General features: G+C 33.8%; 21 protein-coding genes and 1 tRNA gene. 8 read left to right on the top strand and 14 right to left on the bottom strand.

From position 1 onward, the window contains the following. Positions 1-8 precede the first annotated feature (8 nt). The 4 genes from dnaJ to B0B05_RS07150 all read right to left on the bottom strand — a co-directional run bounded on the left by dnaJ (position 9) and on the right by B0B05_RS07150 (position 2,946). Positions 9-1,115, bottom strand: a complete 1,107-nt coding sequence (gene dnaJ / locus B0B05_RS07165; protein ID WP_076782981.1) for a molecular chaperone DnaJ — start codon at positions 1,113-1,115, stop codon at positions 9-11. Between the two features lie 58 nt (positions 1,116-1,173). Then, on the bottom strand, positions 1,174-1,713 hold the full coding sequence (locus B0B05_RS07160; RefSeq protein WP_076782980.1) for a nucleotide exchange factor GrpE: 540 nt from the start codon (positions 1,711-1,713) through the stop codon (positions 1,174-1,176). A 144-nt stretch (positions 1,714-1,857) separates the two neighbouring features. Next, a complete protein-coding gene (locus B0B05_RS07155) occupies positions 1,858-2,337 on the bottom strand; it encodes a BlaI/MecI/CopY family transcriptional regulator (protein ID WP_076782979.1) in 480 nt (159 codons plus the stop codon). A 9-nt stretch (positions 2,338-2,346) separates the two neighbouring features. Next, the gene (locus tag B0B05_RS07150) at positions 2,347-2,946 is read right to left on the bottom strand and encodes a phosphatase PAP2 family protein (protein ID WP_076782978.1); all 600 of its coding nucleotides are present in this window, start codon (positions 2,944-2,946) and stop codon (positions 2,347-2,349) included. Between the two features lie 181 nt (positions 2,947-3,127). On the opposite strand from B0B05_RS07150, the gene B0B05_RS07145 reads away from it, so the two are divergent. Continuing rightward, positions 3,128-3,634: a CinA family protein gene (locus tag B0B05_RS07145; RefSeq protein WP_076782977.1), complete on the top strand. Its 507-nt coding sequence runs from the start codon at positions 3,128-3,130 to the stop codon at positions 3,632-3,634. 62 nt (positions 3,635-3,696) lie between these two features. Here B0B05_RS07145 and fsa read toward each other — a convergent pair whose 3' ends face one another. Further along, positions 3,697-4,350, bottom strand: coding sequence for a fructose-6-phosphate aldolase (gene fsa / locus B0B05_RS07140; RefSeq protein ID WP_076782976.1), 654 nt, complete (start codon positions 4,348-4,350; stop codon positions 3,697-3,699). Positions 4,351-4,898: 548 nt separating this feature from the next. On the opposite strand from fsa, the gene B0B05_RS07130 reads away from it, so the two are divergent. From B0B05_RS07130 to B0B05_RS07115, 4 genes are all read left to right on the top strand, one after another. Beyond that, positions 4,899-5,300 carry an LNS2 domain-containing protein gene (locus B0B05_RS07130; protein WP_076782974.1) on the top strand — a complete coding sequence of 134 codons (402 nt, stop codon included), beginning with the start codon at positions 4,899-4,901 and terminating at the stop codon, positions 5,298-5,300. Positions 5,301-5,582: 282 nt separating this feature from the next. Next, entirely contained in the window at positions 5,583-6,539 is a 957-nt protein-coding gene (locus B0B05_RS07125; RefSeq protein WP_143745966.1) for an NAD(P)-dependent oxidoreductase, read from the top strand. A gap of 149 nt (positions 6,540-6,688) precedes the next feature. Next, positions 6,689-7,708: an asparaginase gene (locus B0B05_RS07120; RefSeq protein WP_076782972.1), complete on the top strand. Its 1,020-nt coding sequence runs from the start codon at positions 6,689-6,691 to the stop codon at positions 7,706-7,708. A gap of 44 nt (positions 7,709-7,752) precedes the next feature. Then, positions 7,753-7,839 (top strand) — tRNA-Ser (locus B0B05_RS07115). A gap of 129 nt (positions 7,840-7,968) precedes the next feature. On the opposite strand, the gene B0B05_RS07110 is transcribed toward B0B05_RS07115, so the two are convergent. From B0B05_RS07110 to B0B05_RS07090, 5 genes are all read right to left on the bottom strand, one after another. Further along, a complete protein-coding gene (locus B0B05_RS07110; RefSeq protein WP_076782971.1) occupies positions 7,969-8,727 on the bottom strand; it encodes a metallophosphoesterase in 759 nt (252 codons plus the stop codon). 232 nt (positions 8,728-8,959) lie between these two features. Next, positions 8,960-9,637, bottom strand: a complete 678-nt coding sequence (locus B0B05_RS07105; RefSeq protein WP_076782970.1) for a GIY-YIG nuclease family protein — start codon at positions 9,635-9,637, stop codon at positions 8,960-8,962. Between the two features lie 201 nt (positions 9,638-9,838). Then, positions 9,839-10,876: a nucleotidyl transferase AbiEii/AbiGii toxin family protein gene (locus B0B05_RS07100; RefSeq protein ID WP_245799241.1), complete on the bottom strand. Its 1,038-nt coding sequence runs from the start codon at positions 10,874-10,876 to the stop codon at positions 9,839-9,841. Further along, complete coding sequence (locus B0B05_RS07095; RefSeq protein ID WP_076782969.1) at positions 10,837-11,436, bottom strand: DUF6088 family protein; 600 nt, start codon at positions 11,434-11,436, stop codon at positions 10,837-10,839. Before B0B05_RS07095 ends, B0B05_RS07100 begins: the two co-directional genes overlap by 40 nt. A gap of 139 nt (positions 11,437-11,575) precedes the next feature. Next, entirely contained in the window at positions 11,576-13,159 is a 1,584-nt protein-coding gene (locus tag B0B05_RS07090; protein ID WP_245799239.1) for a reverse transcriptase domain-containing protein, read from the bottom strand. 361 nt (positions 13,160-13,520) lie between these two features. Here B0B05_RS07090 and B0B05_RS07085 point away from each other — a divergent pair, with 361 nt between their 5' ends. Continuing rightward, on the top strand, positions 13,521-14,711 hold the full coding sequence (locus tag B0B05_RS07085) for a hypothetical protein (protein WP_076782967.1): 1,191 nt from the start codon (positions 13,521-13,523) through the stop codon (positions 14,709-14,711). Between the two features lie 16 nt (positions 14,712-14,727). On the opposite strand, the gene B0B05_RS07080 is transcribed toward B0B05_RS07085, so the two are convergent. The 3 genes from B0B05_RS07080 to B0B05_RS07070 form a co-directional block, all read right to left on the bottom strand. After that, on the bottom strand, positions 14,728-16,092 hold the full coding sequence (locus B0B05_RS07080) for a 5-methylcytosine restriction system specificity protein McrC (RefSeq protein ID WP_076782966.1): 1,365 nt from the start codon (positions 16,090-16,092) through the stop codon (positions 14,728-14,730). Between the two features lie 12 nt (positions 16,093-16,104). Continuing rightward, positions 16,105-18,609: an AAA family ATPase gene (locus B0B05_RS07075; protein ID WP_245799237.1), complete on the bottom strand. Its 2,505-nt coding sequence runs from the start codon at positions 18,607-18,609 to the stop codon at positions 16,105-16,107. 140 nt (positions 18,610-18,749) lie between these two features. Continuing rightward, positions 18,750-19,475, bottom strand: a complete 726-nt coding sequence (locus B0B05_RS07070) for a restriction endonuclease subunit S (RefSeq protein ID WP_076782965.1) — start codon at positions 19,473-19,475, stop codon at positions 18,750-18,752. 91 nt (positions 19,476-19,566) lie between these two features. Between B0B05_RS07070 and xerA the strand changes: the two genes are divergently transcribed. Next, positions 19,567-20,559, top strand: a complete 993-nt coding sequence (gene xerA / locus B0B05_RS07065) for a site-specific tyrosine recombinase/integron integrase (protein WP_076782964.1) — start codon at positions 19,567-19,569, stop codon at positions 20,557-20,559. After that, positions 20,559-20,771, top strand: a complete 213-nt coding sequence (locus tag B0B05_RS07060) for a hypothetical protein (RefSeq protein WP_076782963.1) — start codon at positions 20,559-20,561, stop codon at positions 20,769-20,771. The genes xerA and B0B05_RS07060 overlap by 1 nt, the downstream gene beginning before the upstream one ends. On the opposite strand, the gene B0B05_RS07055 is transcribed toward B0B05_RS07060, so the two are convergent. After that, positions 20,758-21,028: transposase (locus B0B05_RS07055; RefSeq protein WP_143745965.1), on the bottom strand; the 271-nt coding region annotated here is incomplete at its 5' end. The genes B0B05_RS07060 and B0B05_RS07055 overlap by 14 nt on opposite strands.

Raw genomic sequence — 21,028 nt, 5'->3', positions numbered from 1 at the left:
TTTTTTTCTTAATTAAAAAGGTCTTTTACTTTATCAAAAAAGGTCTTTTCCTTACCTGTGGGTTCAGCTGTCATTTCGCCTTTGTCTATTTGATTTTGGAAAAAATCTTTCTGTTCTTTGGTAAGTTTTTGTGGTGTCCAGACATTGATGTGGACAAACATATCGCCTTTTCCGCCATAGCCTTCTATATTAGGAAGGCCTTTTCCTGCAAGTCTCAGGATTTTGCCGGATTGTGTCCCTTCATCCACTTTTATTTTTACTTTACCGCCAACTACATTAATCTCCTTTGTCGTTCCCAGGGCCGCCTCTGCAAATGATACATAAAGTTCCTGATGCAGGTTATCGCCTTCGCGTTTGATCAATTTGTCAGCCTCTTCCTCTACTACAACCAATAGATCACCTGGCGTTCCGCCTAATGGCGCGTCGTTACCTTTTCCTCTTACATTCAGCTGGATACCGTCTCTGGCGCCTGCCGGGATGTTGATGGTGATTTCTTCCTCTTCTTTGATAAGGCCCTGCGCGTTGGCACCTGCCGGGATTTTGTCTGCAACTTTCCCTACGCCATGGCAAGTGCCACAGGTAGTTTGTGTTTGCATCTGGCCAAACATAGTATTCATTATTTTTACCTGCACGCCGCTGCCTTTACAGGTAGGACAGGTTTTGGAGGTCACACCCGCAGCCAGTTTCATTTTTTTGACTTTAACGGTTTTTTGTGTCCCGTTGATCATCTCCTCCAGGTTCAGCTTGATTCGGATCCTCAGGTTAGATCCTCGGGACTGTTGCTGTCTCTGGCCGCCGCCACCGAAACCACCGCCAAAGATATCACCGAACTGGCTGAAGATATCCTCCATATTCATGCCGCCACCAAAGCCGCCGCCGCCGGCTGCTCCGCTCACACCTGCATGCCCAAACTGGTCATAGCGCGACCGCTTGTTATCATCGCTGAGGACCTCGTAAGCTTCTGCAGCTTCTTTAAATTTCTCTTCTGCAGCCTTATCACCAGGATTTTTATCCGGGTGGTATTTGATGGCCATTTTCCGGTAGGCTTTTTTGATCTCTTCTCCACTCGCTGTTTTGGTAATCTCCAAAACCTCGTAATAATCTCGCTTCGTCATAATTGATGATTCATATTGATAACCTTTATATGTAGGTTATCTTATAGCATTGATATTTTTAGTTTCCGGTAACAACTTTTGCAAAACGTATCACTTTGTCATGAAGCTGGTACCCAGTTTCTATAACATCTACAATTTTACCCTTCAAATCTTCTGTAGGAGCAGGGATTTGTGTGATGGCCTCGTGATAATCTACATTGAAGTCATCACCAACTTTCACTTCTATTGGCTTAAGTCCTTTTTCAGTCAACTTATTACGGAATTTTTGATAAATCAGCTCCACACCTTTGAAGTCGGCTTCGTTACCATTTTTAGAAATTTCTTTCAAAGCTCTTTCAAAGTCGTCAAGAACCCCAAGCATCGAGGTCATCAGATCCTGACAAGCATAAAGGTAAAATTCATTTTTTTCCTTTAAGGTTCTCTTTTTGTAATTTTCGAACTCTGCGTAAAGGCGGATATATCGGTCTTTTTCTGCTGCCAATAATTCTTCTGCCGTAGGCTGCTGTGACAAATTTTCCTGATTTTCCTGTCCTTGATCTTGTGCAGACTGGTTGTCGGTAGACAAATTTTCTTCGTGTTTATCGTTGTTTTCTTCCATTTTTTTAGAATTTTATAGTGTTGATTTCACAATTTATTTGCCAACTGTCCGGTTTTGACAATTAGGCAGAATTATTCGTTAAAAGGTGGCGGATTAAGGGTTTAATTATCGATATACGCTGATAAAGATTTGTAATCTTAAAGTTTACTTTTTCTTTTTCTTCTTTTTTTCCTGATGCTTTTTCTTATCTTTTTTGGCGCCCGTCAGTTTTTTGACAAGTGCTTTCACGGGATCTTCTGCATCATGAGACTCTACAACCGGTACTAATGTGGTTTTAACTTCAAACAGCTGGCTATAATCCTGATTGTTGAGCATGTTTTCCTCAATCAGAGTTTTGAGGAGTTCTGCTGCAGAACCTTCAAAATAGTTTTCCAGAAAGTTTCTCAGCACAAATTTTTTATAATCCTGCATTGCAACAGCAGGTATATAGAGGTTGATTCTGCCTTTTTTTTCTGTATTCAGGTAATTTTTTTCAACCAATATTTTGAGAAAAGTAGAAACGGTATTCTGATGCGGTTTTGGTTCGGGAAAAGCATTCATCAGATCGCGGAAGTACATTTGCCCGTCTTTCCAGATCAGTTGCATTATTTCCTCCTCAGACGGTGTCAGCGTTTGTAGTATCATGATTAATTTTTAGAAAATAATGGCTTTCACCATTATCAGATAGGCCAAAGATACAAAAATAGCAATCATTGCGCCGGCAACCACCTCCTGCGTGGTGTGCCTTTTAAGAATAACTCTGGTGATTCCTATAATCACAGATAATCCAAACCAAGCGGTGCCAAGCGCGGGGTTGATGGCAAAAAATAGTGCTGCTACATAGATATTAAGACTGGTATGCATAGAACTTTTGATAAAAAAATTGCTGATCTGCATAGCCATCAGCAAGATGCAAAGTAAGAGGATAGCCCAATCGATCTGCCTGTGCAGAAAATAATCCACCGCCAGAAAAATGATTGTTGCCAGTATAATAAAAACGTAGAGCGAATGCCGCTGCTTACGGTTGGAGACATCCATATTGGTATAATTGCCTTTTTTCACATTGTGGTAGATCCACAAACTGATAGGGATAATCAGTAAGAGAAGAATTGGTAAAAACTTTTTGGAAGCCTGGGACCAGGTGTAATTTTTATAACTGTAGTAGAAAAAGTAGATAAGCAGAGATACAAGCGGATTAAAAAAGTTAGAAATAACTTTAGACAGCTTAATGACAGTAGGATTAGAGATTTGCATCTGGATGGGTTTCGGGTTCAATTTACAAAAATAAATACTTTGTTATGATGGATAACTGTTGACTAAAAATTTCTGCATTCATAATGAAGCCGTTAAATTATTGTACTTTAAAATTCTGTTATATGGCAAAACATTTGTTAGAAGAAATCGTACTAATCAAAATTAAAATCATCTCTATATTATGGAATTTCCACAACCTGTCTTAGAACATATCAGCCGGTATCTGACGGTGCAGCGCGAAACAATAGCCGTTGCCGAAAGTGTTACCTCGGGTTTTTTGCAGCTTGCGTTTTCCCAGATGCCGGGCGCCGAACAGTTTTATAACGGAGGCATCACCGCATACAGCACAGATGAAAAAATAAAACAACTTGGCATTGATCAAAAAATTGCTAACAGCACAGTGTCCAAAGAGCTGACCAATGCCATGGCGTTGGCAGTGGCACACAGATTTGCGACAGACTGGGGATTGGCGGCAACGGGTTATGCATCGCCCAGTGCAGAGTCAGATGGTAGTGTCTTTTCCTTTTACAGCATTGCCTACCGGGGGCGTGTTGTATTGTCGGATTTTATAGAGCTGCATCCTTTAACCAAACCACTGGATGCAAAAAATTATTTTACCGAGTGTCTGTTGAGTTGCCTGCGTCGCGAATTGAATGAGCATATTCTGGAACTGACTTTGGAAAATTAAATCAAAATAAAAACACCGGCCAATTCAATTGACCGGTGTTCTTTTTATAGTAGATTAATGGGCTATCCTAACTTTTTGGAGTCGGCTACAAACTGCGCCAATCCTGCATCTGTAAGCGGATGCTTCAGAAGATTAAGAATGGATGCCAATGGGGACGTAATCACATCTGCACCAATTTTAGCACAGTTGATAATATGCATCGGATTACGGATAGAAGCCGCAAGGATTTCGGTCTCAAATAAGTAGTTGTCATAAATCACGCGGATCTCTTCAATCAGGTTGAGCCCGTCTACAGAGATATCATCCAGCCTGCCCAGAAACGGAGAAACATAAGTGGCTCCGGCTTTTGCTGCCAAAAGTGCCTGACCTGCAGAGAAAATCAGAGTACAGTTGGTCCTGATGCCTTTATCAGAAAAATATTTAATTGCTTTGATACCATCTTTAATCATTGGGATTTTCACCACAATACGCTCATGCAGTGCTGCCAGTTCTTCACCTTCTTTGATCATTTCCTCATAAGTCGTAGAAAGCACTTCTGCTGAAACATCACCGTCGGAGATATTGCAGATGTCGATGTAATGTTGGTTGATGGCTTCCTTTCCGGAGATCCCTTCTTTGGCCATTAATGACGGATTGGTTGTAACCCCATCCAGGATTCCCAGATCCTGCGCTTCTCTGATTTGGTCCAGATTAGCTGTATCGATAAAAAATTTCATATGTAGATATTTATTACTTATTAAAGTCATATGCAATCGCGTAATCCGAATCACGGCGACTCCACATTAAGTTTTTTGGAAAATTATGCCGCAAAGATACAGTTTAGTTTATTAGATAAAAAGAAAAGATGCTTTAAAAACTTAAACGATATTAACCTAACTTATAGAGAATCTGAAGATCCCGGGAATAACAATCCGCAACTTTTTAAAATTTAAATAATCGTAAATTAATTGGTTATTAGTGAGTCTTCTTCTTCACTGATCTGTTAATCTGATTAGAAAAAATAGATGATCAAAACCTCGAATGCTGAGATGGAAAATATTCAGAAGGACTAATGATGAGTTATTGAAAACAATTAATGATGAATTTGAACAACAACTGTTTTTCCATGATTTAGACCGCTACATAACTATTGACCGGGTTAATTACGGTAATGAGTAGTTATTATGTTGAAAATGTGCTAAAATTAATATTCTATTAAGATTTTGGGAATGATTTGTTAATTTGGGATGAAAACTCTAAGTTTGCCAACTTAATTGTGAAACCAATGGAATTAGAATATACGGAACATCTGAGTCCGATGCTAAAGGGCGATATCAAGAATTACCTGATAGATATTGATGGTACTATTACCGATGATGTGCCTAATGAAGAGCCGGAGAGAATGATTACCTGCGAACCCTTTCCTGATGCTTTGGAAACTATCAACAGATGGTATGATGACGGCCATCAGATCTGCTTTTTCACTTCCCGTACAGAGGATCTAAGAAAAATTACAGAAGACTGGCTCAACAAGCATGGTTTCAAATACCATAGCGTGCTAATGGGTAAACCAAGAGGGGGCAATTATCACTGGATTGATAACCATCTGGTAAGAGCCACACGATACAAAGGGAAATTTACAGACTTGGTAGAAAAACAGGTAACCATAGAGGTTTTCCGTGATTAATCGTAAAAAATATAACAGATTCCCGAGTGCAGATTTTCGGGAATTTTTGATTAGATACCAAACATAGTAGCGGATCCTTTTGCAAAGAGGCTAGCCAAAAGATTTAGCCCGCCATAAGCTCAGGATAAACTATTTAGCAGAAATTGCTCAAAAGCAATCAAACAATTTAGACGCAATTGCCAAACGTAACCAATTACAAAAAAAAAACTGACGAAGCATCAAAGCTTCTGATAAAATCATATTAACGGACAGATACTGATCCAAAAAACAACAGTAAAAATCATGAAAGTATTGGCCAATGACGGACTGACACAATCCGGAATCGATGCACTTAGAAACAACGGATTTGAGGTGATTACAGACAAAGTACCTCAGGAAAATCTTATCAATTATATTAATGAAAACCAAGTGACGGTATTACTCGTGAGAAGTGCTACCAAAGTCACTAAGGAGATAATAGACCATTGCCAGAGCCTGGAGATCATCGGCAGAGGAGGCGTTGGGATGGATAATATAGAAGTGGCCTACGCCAGAGAAAAAGGCAAACATGTGATTAATACGCCTGCAGCATCATCCGAGTCTGTGGCCGAGTTGGTTTTTGCCCACCTTTTCTCAGGATGCAGATTTTTGGAAGACTCCAACCGTCAGATGCCTGTAAAAGGCAACACCGAATTTGCAAAACTTAAAAAAGCTTACGAAAAAGGGATAGAACTGAGAGGTAAAACCATTGGTATTATCGGCATAGGAAGAATAGGGCAGGAAGTTGCCAGGATTGCGCTAGGGCTTGGGATGAAGGTAGTAGCCTCTGATACCAGGATTGGAAAAGCCAGCGTGCGGGTTAATTTTTATAACAAGCAGTATATTAATGTAGAGATTGAGACCGAACCTCTGGACCAGCTGATTCAGCATGCAGATTTTATCACACTACACGTTCCTGCACAAAACGGACCTATCATTGGCAAGGCAGAACTTGCTCAGATGAAAACCGGAGCAGCCATCGTTAATTGCGCCCGTGGTGGTGTGATAGACGAAGATGCACTTATCGAGGCGCTGGACAGTGGCAAACTTGCCTTTGCCGGCTTGGATGTTTTCGAGAACGAACCTACACCATCAGAAAAAATCCTTAACCATCCTAAGATTTCCCTTACGCCGCACACCGGAGCTGCAACGGTAGAGGCTCAGGACAGGATTGGGACAGAACTGGCCAACCAGATTGCAAGCATTCTGTTGGTTAAATAATCATAAGAATTTATCATAATAATGCCGGTCGTACAGACTGGCATTTTTATTTTTAAGGTTCATCCTAAAACTTTATTTTTGCGTCAGATTTTGATGGCAGCATCCGCCTTTGTTTATCCTGAGCTTGCCAAAAAAATATAAATCTACATATGAAAAGAAAAGTTCTCCTGATATACACCGGCGGCACCATTGGTATGGAAAAAGATTATACAACAGGGAGCCTTGTCCCGTTTGATTTTTCTACCATATTCAGGCGCATTCCCGAGATGAACCTTCTCGACTGCGAGGTATCGGTGCATCCGTTCGAGAATCCTGTAGATTCCTCCGATATGGGTCCGCGCGAGTGGCGTATGATTGCCGACTGGATCACCATCAATTACGATGCTTATGACGGATTCCTTATCCTGCATGGTACAGATACGATGTCATATACTGCATCGGCACTCAGTTTTATGCTCAAAAATCTTGGCAAACCGGTAATTCTCACAGGTTCCCAGTTGCCTATTGGTGATTTGAGAACTGATGCTAAAGAAAATCTCTTAACAAGCCTTTATTATGCCAGCCATTATGAAGATGATGAAGCGGTAATCCGTGAAGTGGCCATCTATTTTGAGTATAAGTTATTGCGGGGTAATCGCAGTTTAAAATATTCGGCGGAGTTTTTTGATGCTTATCAGAGTCCTAATTATCCAATTCTGGGACAATCCGGCGTGCATCTTAATATTGATAAAGATCAGCTTTGGAAGCCCAACGGTACTTTTGAATTAGACACTTATCTTAATGAAAATGTGATTTTTTACCGCATTTTCCCGGGGATGAATTTTGAATCCCTGTTAGAATTTAAAACTCCCGAGGCTATTGTTCTTCAGGTTTTTGGTTCGGGGACTATTTTCAATTCCGAAAAGACGATGGATGTTTTACAGCAGTTGAGAAAACGCGGCATAGAGATTATTGTTATCAGCCAGTGTGTATCGGGCGGGATTAGTTTCGGAAAGTACAGTAACAGTAATATATTCAGCAAAATAGGTGCTGTGAGCGGGAAAGATATGACTGCAGAATCTGCCATTACGAAGGTTATGCATCTGCTGGGCAATCCCAAATACCAGGGTACTTTTGCTGACTCATTTATTAAGAATATCTGTGGAGAAGTTACCGAAGATTTTCAATAATATTTTGGTATTCGGTATATTTCATTATATTTGCAACCTCAAATAGAGAGGTGTCCGAGTGGTTGAAGGAGCTACCCTGGAAAGGTAGTATACGGGTAACTGTATCGAGGGTTCGAATCCCTTCCTCTCTACATTTAGTGCTGATTATCAATTATTTACGATAACAACACCCAGTTTTACACCCACTTATTTTTAAGTGGGTGTATTTTTTATAATTATTTAAAAAAATGTCTTTTTCTCATTTTATATTATTCTAAATATTAAATATCAAAAATTGCATCGTTTCTATAACCAAAATGTTCGTTACTTCGAACATAACCAAGTTGATTGGTTAGAAGTTTCGTTTTTCCAATTTCAAAAATTTCAGAATTATAATGATGATGACCATAAAGCCAATAATCAATTTCATTTTCTTCAATAAATTCTGATAATTCCGTTGCGAATGCTTGATTTATAACACTTCCTTTGTATTGAGGAGGATAATTCAACATCGTAGGAACATGATGGGTTACAATAACTTTCTTAAATGATTTTTCTTCTACGATTGCAGTCTTCAAAAAATTAAAATTTTCAAGAAATAAATTCGTGAATGCTTTGGTATCAAAAGCTTTTCCTGCATTTTTTATCAATCTAAAATCATTGAGTGATTGTTGAATTTCAAATTTATTCTGCGGTGAAATATAAGACCATAATGTTGAAAAAATGAGTTTCGTTTCTCCGAAAGATTTCACTTTATTATTTAGTAAAATTACATTCTCTCTTATTTTTTCTTCAAAACTTCCTGTTCGTTGATGAATGTCGCTGTGATAATATTCATGGTTTCCGGGAATCCAAAAAACCATTTCAAAATGATCTGACAAATAATCAAAAAACTCTTGATGCTGATCTAAAATTGCAAATGGAATAATATCTCCTGCTAAAACTAAAATTTCAGCAGTGGGAATGATAGGATTTTCCAAAAGATATTTTTTGTTTTCGGGAAATTCTAAGTGAAGATCGGAGCAGTATTGGATTTTCATTGTGTAAATAAATGTTATATGAAAACTATCCCTCAAAAATTAATATTGTCACAAAGTTTCCTCTTATTGAAATGTGCGTTTGAAATTAATGAAATATAATTTTTAGAAGGGTGCAAATCTATATTCAGCCATTACTTCAAAACTAATTTTTGATTTTTAACATCGTGGCTGTAGTTCAATATCTCACCAGAAATTATAAGATTGATCACTTCATCAATGATTTCTAGGGGAACTACAAACCATTCTCTGGGGGTGATTCTTTGTTTTTTGCATTATAAACATCCACATTTAAACAGCATTCTCCAAAAAAACGATGTAGCAAAGATTCGAAGTTTTGGGTGTTTAAATTATAACATTTATAAGTTGCCACCATATCTACATCTGCAAAAAGATAAGTAGCTTCTTTTGACGCATTTTTAATTCTATCTGAAACATTTGAAGTTGAGAATCCAATTTTATACAAATCTTTCAGTGAAGAAATTTCTGAATTTCTAGATTTGGATTTTAAAATATAGATCCAACCACTCTTTACATCTTCTTCTGAAACAATTCCAGCGTTTTTCCACAGTTCATCTTCAATATTTTCTGCAGTATCTGTAATTAATTTTCCGTTTTTTAAGATGGCTTTCCCTAAAGAACGAAACAACATATTCGATTTGGTTCCATTTTCGAAAATCGTTACCGTTCTACCTTCTAATCGAACTCGATCTCCAGACGTATTTTCTTTCAATATTTTTTCAGCTTTCGATACTTCCAAATATGCTAACAAACCATCGACTAAATAAAATTTCCCTTCGATAAGATTGGTTTCGGTATTATTAAATTCTGCTAATCTCCGTTTTCCTTCTTTTAATTCTTTATGAACCTGTCGGAACATCGTTTCATATTTTTCAAACTCTTTGTCAGACATTGGCTTTCTTTGAGCCATAAAATCAGTGGAAGCTCTTTCACCCGGTTTTGGAGTATGATTAAAATTGAAAAATTGATTCTTATTCTTCGAAAATAACGGATATTGAAAATCAATTAGTTATGTTTTTATGGTACAAATATGATACTAAATAAGAGAATTTGTGAAAGATTATTTATTAAACATTAAGCTTACTGAATCTCATTAATTGTTCAATTTACCCATAATTTCCTTCATTATTTCAATTAAAGTTTTGAAGTTCGGACTCTCGCCTACAATCATACTTCCCTGCATTATTCTGTAATCTTCTTCCCATTTATTCATTATTTCTTGAGGAGGAATGATATTGATTAGACCTTTTTTGTGATTGTCATAGTTGATCCACTTAGAATTATTCATTCTTTTTCTAAAATCAACAATTCTTTCAAAAAGGCTATCATCAATTAGTGCACTTTTCCCATATTCTGTATGATAAAGTTGGTGCAAATCGAACAAATGACGACTCATTCTCTCGCTTCTAATTCTCTCTGTTGGTTTTGAAAATTCTTCGTGAAGTAGAAGTATTTTCTCTAAAAATGTTTTTGTAGGAACAGTTACCAAAACTTCAAATTGTGGCAATGAAAAAAGGGCATCTTTATAATGGTTTTCTATAAATGATTGTACCATTTTTTTCTCCGAAGGTTCTGTCATTGCTCTTGCTCCCATTTCAATAAGAACTTTTTGCTGTACATAACTTTCTTGTGGAATCACACTGTTATAGACTAATTCTAAGTGATTTGGATCGCTAAGATCGTCAACAATTTCAGAATATTTAATTTTGTATTCATTCTCAGAAATCCCTAATTCTCCCAATTGTTTAACCAATTCTTCTCTAAATTCGGAGATTACAAATTTTCCTGCGGTCTTCCGAAGTTTCTTCATTTGCGTTTTGGTTTCTGGATCTTCTGCAAATCCTAATAAATTTTTATCAATAATTAAATCGACATCCTCCGAAAACCGTTCGATAATTTGATAAGCTTTGCTTAAAGAAGTTCCACCCTTGAAGATAATTTGGTCTTTATATTTTGATTTAAAAACAGCGCGTAACACCATACAAACCCACCAATCTTTCTCTATCGCAAAAGGCGCATAACCTGTTGATAGAGCGAGTTGATTTAAGGTTTCAATTCTTTGTTCTTTAGTAAGTTGCTGATGCCACATTTTTATGAAAGGTATCTGTTTTTTATTCTTTTCTGAATCCAAACTGGTGCATATTTCAATTGAGACATTAATACTTTCTCGTCTATTTTCTTAATATAGACTGTAAGTTTTTCCTCAAAATCTTCTGAAATATTTTTCTCGCCAGTTATTTTATATGCTTGAATGATGAGCTGAAGTAATTCATCCTTAACCGCCAAATTCCTTGGGGCAGTTTTCTTAAATTTAATGATGCTTTTTCTTATTTTAATTTCTCTTTGCGCACCATCTGTAAGATAAACTGCGTGTAGCGGAATTTGGGTAGAAAGTCCCAACAAATACATTGCCATCGCTCCCGTAGGTGCAATTCTGGCTTTATCTCTTTTCGCAATTTCCTTTGCAATTTCTTCGATGCTTGGATAGACCGTTCCCAAAAGCTCATCTTTCTTGGGAACCAAATAAATTCCGTGAGCCAACCGAACCAAAACTCCCTGCTCTTCCAACCGACGCAGAACTTGCCGAATATTCTCAGCTGAGCCAAATTTCAGAAAGTCTTCTGCGAAAAATATTTTTCCCTTAGAAGATTTCTTAATCTTGGTTTCTATATGATTATGAGTGGTTTGCACAGTTTTTATGAATTAATATTGTCACAAATTTAGTAAATATTTGTGACAAAATATGGTTTATAAATCTTTAATCATAATACATTAGCGCAACACCTCGTCTTTTGACAAATTCCTGCAGTTTGATTATTCAAAACAAGCCTTATTTATTCAAATGCTTTGCAATAGCGGTGTTTAGCAAATGTTCTTTTTTCCGAAGCTGTTTAGAAAAAATTTTACTATCGAAAATTTTTTCACACCTTTTAATATAGCTAAAATAGTTTGATTTATTTTTATTTACAGATGGTTTAACGATCATTGAAAACTCATTTCTTTCATTTTCCACAAGAAATGTTCTATTCCGAAAAGTCTGTTTAATTTCTCCATTTTCCCCATCTAAATCCCGTAGCGGTTTTTTATATAATTTTTTAATTTGATTTTTAAACACTGCTTTTGGAATATTCGGGTTTTTGTTTCTTTTTGCTCGATTAGATCTTCGTCGAACGATAGAAATTAGTCTTCTATAAAATTTAGCAATATTTGTTGATTTTATACAAGTATTGTATCCTCGAAATTCAAATCCAAGGTATATTAAAGGGGCGTCTTTCCTTTCGTTACCTTCAACCTGCTTAAAGGAAGTTAGTCTACTTTTTTGTTCTTGATTGTATATTGATTTTCTAAAAATGAAAGATTCGGTTTTTGAAGAACTAATTTTTAGATTACTTTGTTTAATAAGATTTTCAATATAATTCTTTATTTCTCCTAGATCATCTACATTTGCTACTATAATAATATCATCTGAATATCTTCTATAAAATCCACCCTTATCCTTTACGACAGTATCAATAATATGTTTGTCAAAATCCAACAAATATAAATTTGCAAGTACGGCACTTATCGGTAATCCTTGAGGAATACCTGCTTGTATTTTTTCTTCACCAATCTGTCTATAGAAAGAATTTTTATAGATTCTTAACTTACCTTGTTTAATAGTATCTCGAAAATCAGCGTTTGACTCAAAAAAACTTTTAAAACCTTTTTCTCTTCTAATTTTTGCTAATTTCTTTTCATTAAAACCAGATCTTTTACCACTTTTTTGCACCCTAATTCGCAAATCATCTCTTAAAACATAACTGAACTTTGTACATGATTTGAATACATTTTTATGGTCTGGAGGTAATTGTTCCTCATTCAACAGATCACTCCACTTTTTCTCTAATAATTGATGGTCTAAGCTAGAAAAAAAACTTTCTATATCGAAAGTTAGCACGCCAACTTCCTCTTGGTCGCCGCTACGATTTTTAATTTCATCAAAAACGTCTTTAGCAAAATGAATTGTACTCTTCCCCTTTCCTGTATCTTCTAAAATAATTTTCCTGTAAGCATTGACACAACCATCAAGTTCCAGGTCTTTTTTTAATTCCGTTTCATACAATTCATTTAGTATTGAGGCGTAATATCCATAAATTAAAGCGTCAAAATGTGTAGCATAATGAAGAGGTCTTTTTTTTGCTGTTTTTTCAAATTTGAAATCATTGAGTTTGAAATTATGCGTCCTCTCTTTTTCATTTAAATGTTTTTCCGAATTTACTTTTTTATATTTCCTTTCTTTAATGATCGCATGCATTAAAGGATAAAAAGCATATTTCTGTATGAAAGAAGGATCTTGGATTTTCTTTTGATAACTTTTCCAATTTTCATTGATGCGTAAACTCGGGGACAAATGCAAATATCCCTTCGTTTTCATCCAATTTGGTTTGTCTGTATTATTTCTCATAAAAACCCCGTAGAAAGTTCTAGCAATAATGATTATTAAATTTACATACCTCCGAAGAGCGGACTAGTACCCATTGACTGAGTCATTGTAATGTTCGTAAACTAGGCGAAGATTTAACTTCAACTGCAAATTATTATCTAATGAAAACAATTATTACAATCCTATTAGCTATCTTTACAGGTGGATGCTCCTTGGTTGGAGATTACCTGCTTGATAAACTTTAATCCTGCAAAAGCAGTAAGACCGAAGTCCTGTAGTCCTGACTAGATGTAAAAAATCAACTTCCTACGAGTACATCAAATATAGGAAAATAAAAAACTAAATAACTACTATGAGTAACTTACAAATTGGTGATCTTATTTCTTTAAAAAACCACCCTTATTCTTTAAATCAAAAGACGAAAATTGGAGCAAATGCTTTAATGACCCCACCACTTATGGTAGTTACTGAAATATTAAAGCAAAATAAATTCAATCCAGATTCTGAGAATGAAGAAAAACTTTTAGGACAAGTTTTGGGCACTTTCTATAACTCTAAAAATTGTAATTACGAAAAATTTTGGTTTAATATTGACGAAATAATTCCTATTACTAGTGCAGAAAAAGAGAATATAGAAGAGGACATTGCGGGTAAAAAAAAAGTTCCAACCGAATTAACTACTGTAAAAAAAGAATATAAAGGAAAACAAGTGATTTTAAGTACTGCTGATGCAGAATTGGGGAAAAAGAAAATCAGTTGGAGTGAAGAAGGTGATAAAGAAAAATTTCGTACTGAGTCCTATATGGATTTCTTACCGCCAGTAATGACCGTAATTGACGTTGTTGAAAATTCTAAATTTTTAAAAGATAGAAGAGATCCAAAAGATGGTACTTTGAAAAAAGATTCTTGCAAATTCTTATTAAAATGCAAATGGTTTAACCCTTCTAAACAATCATTTTCCGAGGATTTTATCCCTTTTAACATTGTAGAGGAAGTTATCTTTGATCAAGAAAAAATTGATATTATACAATTGGGTATGAGTGGAAGTAAATTATTTAAAATTCCAAAAATCACTCCATTTGAAGGACATCCTAAAAGTCAAATTAATAATACGTTAGTTGAAATCATCAACATAATTCTTTTAAATCATAAAGTACGAATCGTATATTCTGACTATTTTTCAAAAAAAGTGAAATCAGCTTATTTACAAGATTTCGATTTTGAATCCACGAAGTTTAAAATTACAGATTTAGCTAAAAATAAATTTCCAGATTATTCGTCGAGCGTCTTTAATGATATAAAAAAATTATCTTGGGAGCAAGATAAGTTTTATGAAATCAACTATACCGACAGAAAAGGAAGATTTACACAAAGAATAATAACCAATTGCTCTACTAGCACATTTGAAAACGAAGATGAAATTGAAGAAACTTTTATCATTGCAAATTGCTTATTAAGAAAAGGAGACATTCGTCATTTTCGTTTAAAAAACATTATTGAACGATCGACTTTAACTAAAGATTTCGAAAACTTAATAATGTAACTTTAAACTAAAAAGTTTAATTCACAAGTAAATTAATTTCTTGTAAATACATTTTTTTATATGAAGAAGAAACTCTGAATGAACTTTCGAAAAGGGGAATTTCTTCAGTTTCTTCTTTTACTTTGAAATCTTCTTGAGTGTGCTGATCTTTTTCTGTGAAATTTAAGTTTCCGGGATAAATGAAATATGCAGAAATCACGTCATCATTCTCGATTCCCAATTCTCTGTAAACACTATTTAACCTGGTATAGCCAGCCAATTGTCGTGCATCTTCCATCGTGGGATTTCCATTTGAATAACGTGGTTTGTACTTCGCATCTACAACAGCTTTTATTCCACAATTTGTATTTAGAATAAAATCTGGTTCTTGTTTATTGAATTTTTTATGATATTGCACTTCTCCTTCCAAAGAGTATCTCTCACGAAGTTTTCCAAATACAAACAATTCAAATAACTTACTCATATCTATCCAAAATGGCGGATGCAATGTTTTTGCTTTGTTGGAGTTTTTAGAAATATTGTAGTCATTTAACGCCAAAATTTGATTTCCTAATTGAATTGCACGATTATAGTTTTTAAAAAACGGATTACTCTCTTTAAGATCCAATTTACTGAAAGTATAGTCGCTTACCTGATGGAAACCACCATTGCAGTATCTTTGAATTTCTACTACGTTTATATATATATCTGAATTTTTCGAATAATCTTCCAAATGGATTGAAACACGAGATAAAACAAATTTCAAAAATTGGTTTAATTCAATGTCAAAGCCAAATTCCTGAAATTTACAAATTGTTTTTGTATAACGATTTTTAAGTATATTTTGTTTGATTTGTTGTCCTACCAATACTTTTCCTTTAACTCTATTGTTTAAATTTTCAACTTTTTCGTAATATGATTTTTTCAAACCCTTCTTTACTAAATCTTTTACAACAGATAAAAACTGGGCAATTAAAAAAGGTGTTAAAAGTGGTTGTAAGTGATTGTCAATTTCAATCCAATCTTCATCGAATTTAGTAGAAATTAATCCATCTAAATGTTCAAAGTTTTCTGGTTCTTTCAATGATTCCAAAAGCATTTGAACATAATTTACTTGTTTTTCTTCATTATTAATCTTTGGTTCAATATAGATGTTCGCTCCTAAATTTGGAAAACAATCTAAACCAATATAATAAGACGAAGAAATACTGCAGGAGTATTGGTTTCCCTCAGAATTTCTATTTAATGAAATGGAAACACAGTTTTTTTCTTCATCGTTTTCAAAATTTATTTTATCTTCTAAAGTTGATAAATTAAAATAGTGCTCCCAATTTTCAATTTTTTGAAAAATAGAAATATGGTCTTTATGATAATACTCAAAATGTTCTGAAATTCTTAGCATTCCAATATATGATTAAAGAGAATTAATTATACTTCTTGCCGATTCTTTCAAAATACCATCTTTTATATATTCTTCTAGGATAGGTTTTATTTCGTACCTAATTCTAAAACTGAAATCAACAGGTTTTTCTTTAATATCTTCACCTATCTCATTTTTTTCATAATGCTGAATAAAATAAGAATGTCCCAACCAAACATCTTTAGGATCGAAATCTCCAGTCATATATTCTGACTTTTTCATCACCACATTCTCATCCGAATAATCAATAGCTACATCATAGTTTTCAATAAATAATGACGCAACTTTAGCAAAAAGATCAACCTTAAAATCATCTTTTAATTCTGATTCTAAATTTTTTGGCAACACATCTACGAAAGCAAAACGTCTTCTAATTGCATAGTCGATATGACCGACACTTCTGTCTGCGGTATTCATTGTACCAATAATGTATAGATTTGGGGGGAGAGTTAATTTGTTTGAATCTCCTACTTTGTACATAGACTCTACATTTTCACCACGGTACTCTAAAGCATAAATGAGTTCTCCTAAAACAGATGAAAGATTAGCTCGGTTGATTTCATCGATTATTAGGACGTAGTTTTTCCGAGTTTCTGAATAAGTTTCCCCATTATAAGAATAATTATCAAAGAATTTTTTCAGTAAAGCATTGTAATAAGTATAACGATAATGTGCGTGAACAGAAAGTTCTTTTGGAATCTTTTGTAATGAAATCACTAATTGACTTTCCAGAACTGCTTTTATTAATATTTTGAAATCCGAAAAATTAATTCTAGAAGGTGAAGCCCAATCTTTACCATATCTAAAATTATCAACCTCTACTTTAAACAAATTAATATTTCCAGATAAGTTAATTTCGCTTTCTTCTACATCTTTTTCTATTTCATTTTTAAAATCTTCAAAATTGTCATTCACCCATATATCAATATTTGTTGATGAAATCTTTTCAGAACTTAGTTGATAATTTTTCAAAGCCTCTTTGGCAAATAAACCCAAAGTTTTGTTCTCAGCTTCAAAAAAAATCCCTTCACCATCAGGATTTGGTTTTGCAATAATTCCTCTTACAAAATCTTCATAGGTATAACTTGGGTGAAATTGAATAAGTTTGAATTGTTCGCTGTCTCCTAGTTCATTCACATCATAAAGACCCAACATTTCTAATGCTATATTTTTAGCTGATCTTGTCTTACCTGTTCCAGGAGGACCTTGGAGGATGATTTGTTTTTTGTATTGAAGTATTTTTGAAATTTTACTTTCATTCGCACTGGGTAAAATTAAGTTACCTTTAATAATAGATAAAAGTTCTTCATAATATTTCTTGCCAATTAGTTTTTCAGAGTTGTATGTTGTTATGTCTGTCAAGGTCTTCATGACTAAAGTATGACCTACTCCCCAATTACCTGTTGCTTTCCAGTCAACTTTTCTACAATGTTTATAATCATCTTTTTCTTCATCAAAATAATAATCAGAAATAACTTCACCATAACCTAAAAGTTCATATCTCCCTTTTTTTACAATTATTATGTCTCCAACATTTATTGTATTTGCAAAATCGTAATTGGCAATTGCGTCATTATTCCGATTTGTCTTACTATCATAAACTGAAATTAGTTTTTGTTGAATCTCATTTTTATTATTATATTCATTCAAGTTTCCTAAATCATCCCAACCTAAAGCCATTATTCCTTCCTCATAAAGACCATCCCATTTGTAAGCATTTTCACCAGGTGAATAGATCCAATATTTTTTCATATCATTTGTTTCAGTATTTATTTTGTCTAATAAATCAACATATTCCTTTATATTAATTACTTTTTCCTTTAGGTAGACTATAACTTCATTCTTGTTTACCTCTTTTTCTTCTTTTATTCCTTCAATTAACAATTTAGCTAAAGTACCAAAATAGCTACCAAAAGCTAAAGTTCTGTTTTCTTTTGGAAACGTGCTATAAAAAACACACATAGCATCATAATTTGCACTGCTCTTCAAGATATGCTTACTTAAATTTTGCCAGAACGGATAATAAACAGGATACATTAATGGATTCTGACAATGCTTGATCACAGAAAATATATGTGACTTAAATGAATTAAGATTCTTATTCAAAACGTAATTGAAATCACTTAAATTCGTTGTAGATTTTATAGTATTAAATAAATTAAAGAGTCTTAATTTTGCTCCATCTTCAAGAGTTGTATTTTCTTTAAAATTGTTTATTCGATCTGCAACTTTAACGATGGAATTAATTTTAGAAGTAAAAACACCTAATTTATCCGTATCGCTTTCTTTAAAATCCTGATCAGACTTTAAAACATCTATCACATATTGAATATCTTGACGACTTTGTGAACTATTTAATTTATCTAGTTTACTTTCAATAGGAACAAGCCAATTTTTATTTTTTTCACTTTCAAATATGCCATTAAAATCTGAAAAATAATTTTCTGTTATTACTTGATAAGACTTATTGTGTAATTCTAAATATTCTTGAACTGTCATTCTTACTTTTTTATTTTAAATTCTTGAATCCTGTAAAAATTCATTAGTTCCACAAAATTACATTTTTGCATTTTAGAAAAAATACGGGAATCCCTAAAAACTTAATTTTAATAAGTTAAATGATAATTTATTTTACAAAATTACTCAACTTTTACCTGTCCATTCATCAGCATGGGTAAAAGCCAGTCGCGTAATGAGCTAAGTTGTTGGTTTTCATTCTGATTATTTAAAATCTTATCGTAACTTGATTTTAATTGAGAATTAAAATTTTCAATTAACTGATTTGTCGGCATTAATAATTGTATGCTATTAATTTGTTCATTACTTATATTGGGTTGTGCTGCTCCACTTGCCAATGTGAAAATAGCTTCTCTAAAATATTTTTGATTTAAAGAATTTATTAAATAAGGCAATTTTATAGTTGGCGACAAACCTAAATCAAAATAACCAACACGTTGATTTACATAAAGTTGTTTGTTGGTGTTAGGTACAATTGCATATTTTCCAACAGTAGCTCCCGTCATTGCAATAACAATATCTCCAGCTTTAGCTTTAAATTTATCATCAATATTCTTACCTTCTAAATTGACTAAAGATAAATCACTTAGATTCAATGTGCAGTTTTCTTGAATATCTTTAATTTTTATAACAGATTCTCCAAAAGTAGTCCACCAACTTGACTTAAATGCAAAGCCTCCTCTAGATTTACAATAATCGCCAATAATTTTAAGTTCCCATCCAATCGGAATTTCCCTTTTCAAAACTTCATTCCAAACCATCTTGCCACCGCTTGATTTATAGGGTTTTCCGTTTTCATCGGGGAAATCAAATTGTACAAACCAATAATCATAAAGCGTTTTTGCCATCTGCTCTAAATTATCATTTAGCCACCAACTTTAGCTATTTTTGTTTTCCATTTCTTTGTGGTTTTTTAAATTTTAAATAAAATAGCAACCAATGAGGGAATTAGTGAAACAAGAAATTATGAGTGCAATGAATACTGTTTTGAATTTTCAGCAGATGATGATGTTAGAAAAGGTAATTCATCAGAGTTTTCACAATGTAGAAATTACCAATCAAAATATAGAAAATCAACATTTTACAGAAAATAACCAATCTATTCTCAGCTTGTTTATTTCTTCAAAAAAAGTAGAAGGTTGCTCTGAAAAATCGTTGAAATATTATTTTTCAACAATTGATACACTTTTTAAAAAGCTAAGTAAAAAAGTTACCGAAATTTCTACCAACGATCTAAGATTCTATCTTTCGGATTATCAAGAAAGTAAAAATTCAAGTAAAGTTACCATTGATAATATACGCCGGATATTTTCGAGCTTTTTCTCATTTTTAGAAGATGAGGATTACATCTTAAAAAGTCCAGTGAGAAGAATTCATAAAGTTAAAACGCCTAGAATTATTAAAGAAATTTTGAGTGATGAAGAAATAGAAATTTTAAGAGACAACTGTAAGGAAATAAGAGATCTTACGCTTATTGAAATTCTTAGTTCAACAGGAATTCGTGTAGGTGAACTTGTGAAAATCAACCGAAAAGACATTGATTTCCACGAACGTTCTTGTATTGTAACCGGAAAAGGAAATAAAGAAAGGGAAGTTTATTTTGATGCACGAACCAAAATTCACTTAAAACAATATCTGAAAACCCGAACTGATGACAATGAAGCGCTCTTTGTCTCACTATCAAAACCGCATCAAAGACTTTCTATTGGTGGCGTAGAAAATGTGCTACGAAAGCTTGGACTGAAAACACAAATCAATAAAGTACATCCGCATAAATTCAGACGAACATTGGCTACAATGGCGATAGATAAGGGAATGCCGATTGAACAAGTACAGAAATTATTAGGTCACGTAAAGATTGATACGACCTTGCATTATGCAATGGTGAATCAGTCTAATGTGAAAATTGCACATCGAAAATTTATAAGTTGATGAAAGAAAAAATAAAATTGAGTTCAGCTGTTTCTTATTCAAAAAAACGTTTGAATACTGAAAGCCTTAATATTGAGACCTTCATAACAACAGATAATTTGCTTACCAACAAATTAGGTGTCAAAACAGCAACTGCCTTGCCACCAAATGGAGAATTTTTTCCTGCTTATTATCCTAATTATGTATATCCGTTTTTAATCATACTGCTGTAATATTAGCAATAATGAGCCTTTCGAATAGTTTGTCTCCGAAATATCTTCGATTTAGTTTGTAAATAAATTCGTTGAGATACAATTGAAGATATTTTCTTTTGATTTTATGATAATTTCCCAATAGATTTCTTTTAGCATTGCTGATGGTGATGTGAACCCATTTTAAGGTTTCGTTGGTAGTTTCTTTATCAGATTTTTCGGTGATATGAAGTTCAACAAAATCTGAAATATCAACGTATGATGTGCTTTTATCCGTG

Source organism: Epilithonimonas bovis DSM 19482 (assembly GCF_900108115.1).
In the GTDB taxonomy this organism is placed as follows: Bacteria; Bacteroidota; Bacteroidia; order Flavobacteriales; family Weeksellaceae; genus Epilithonimonas; species Epilithonimonas bovis.
Note: the sequence above shows the minus strand (reverse complement) of the source record. Positions and strands in the feature narration are given on the sequence as shown.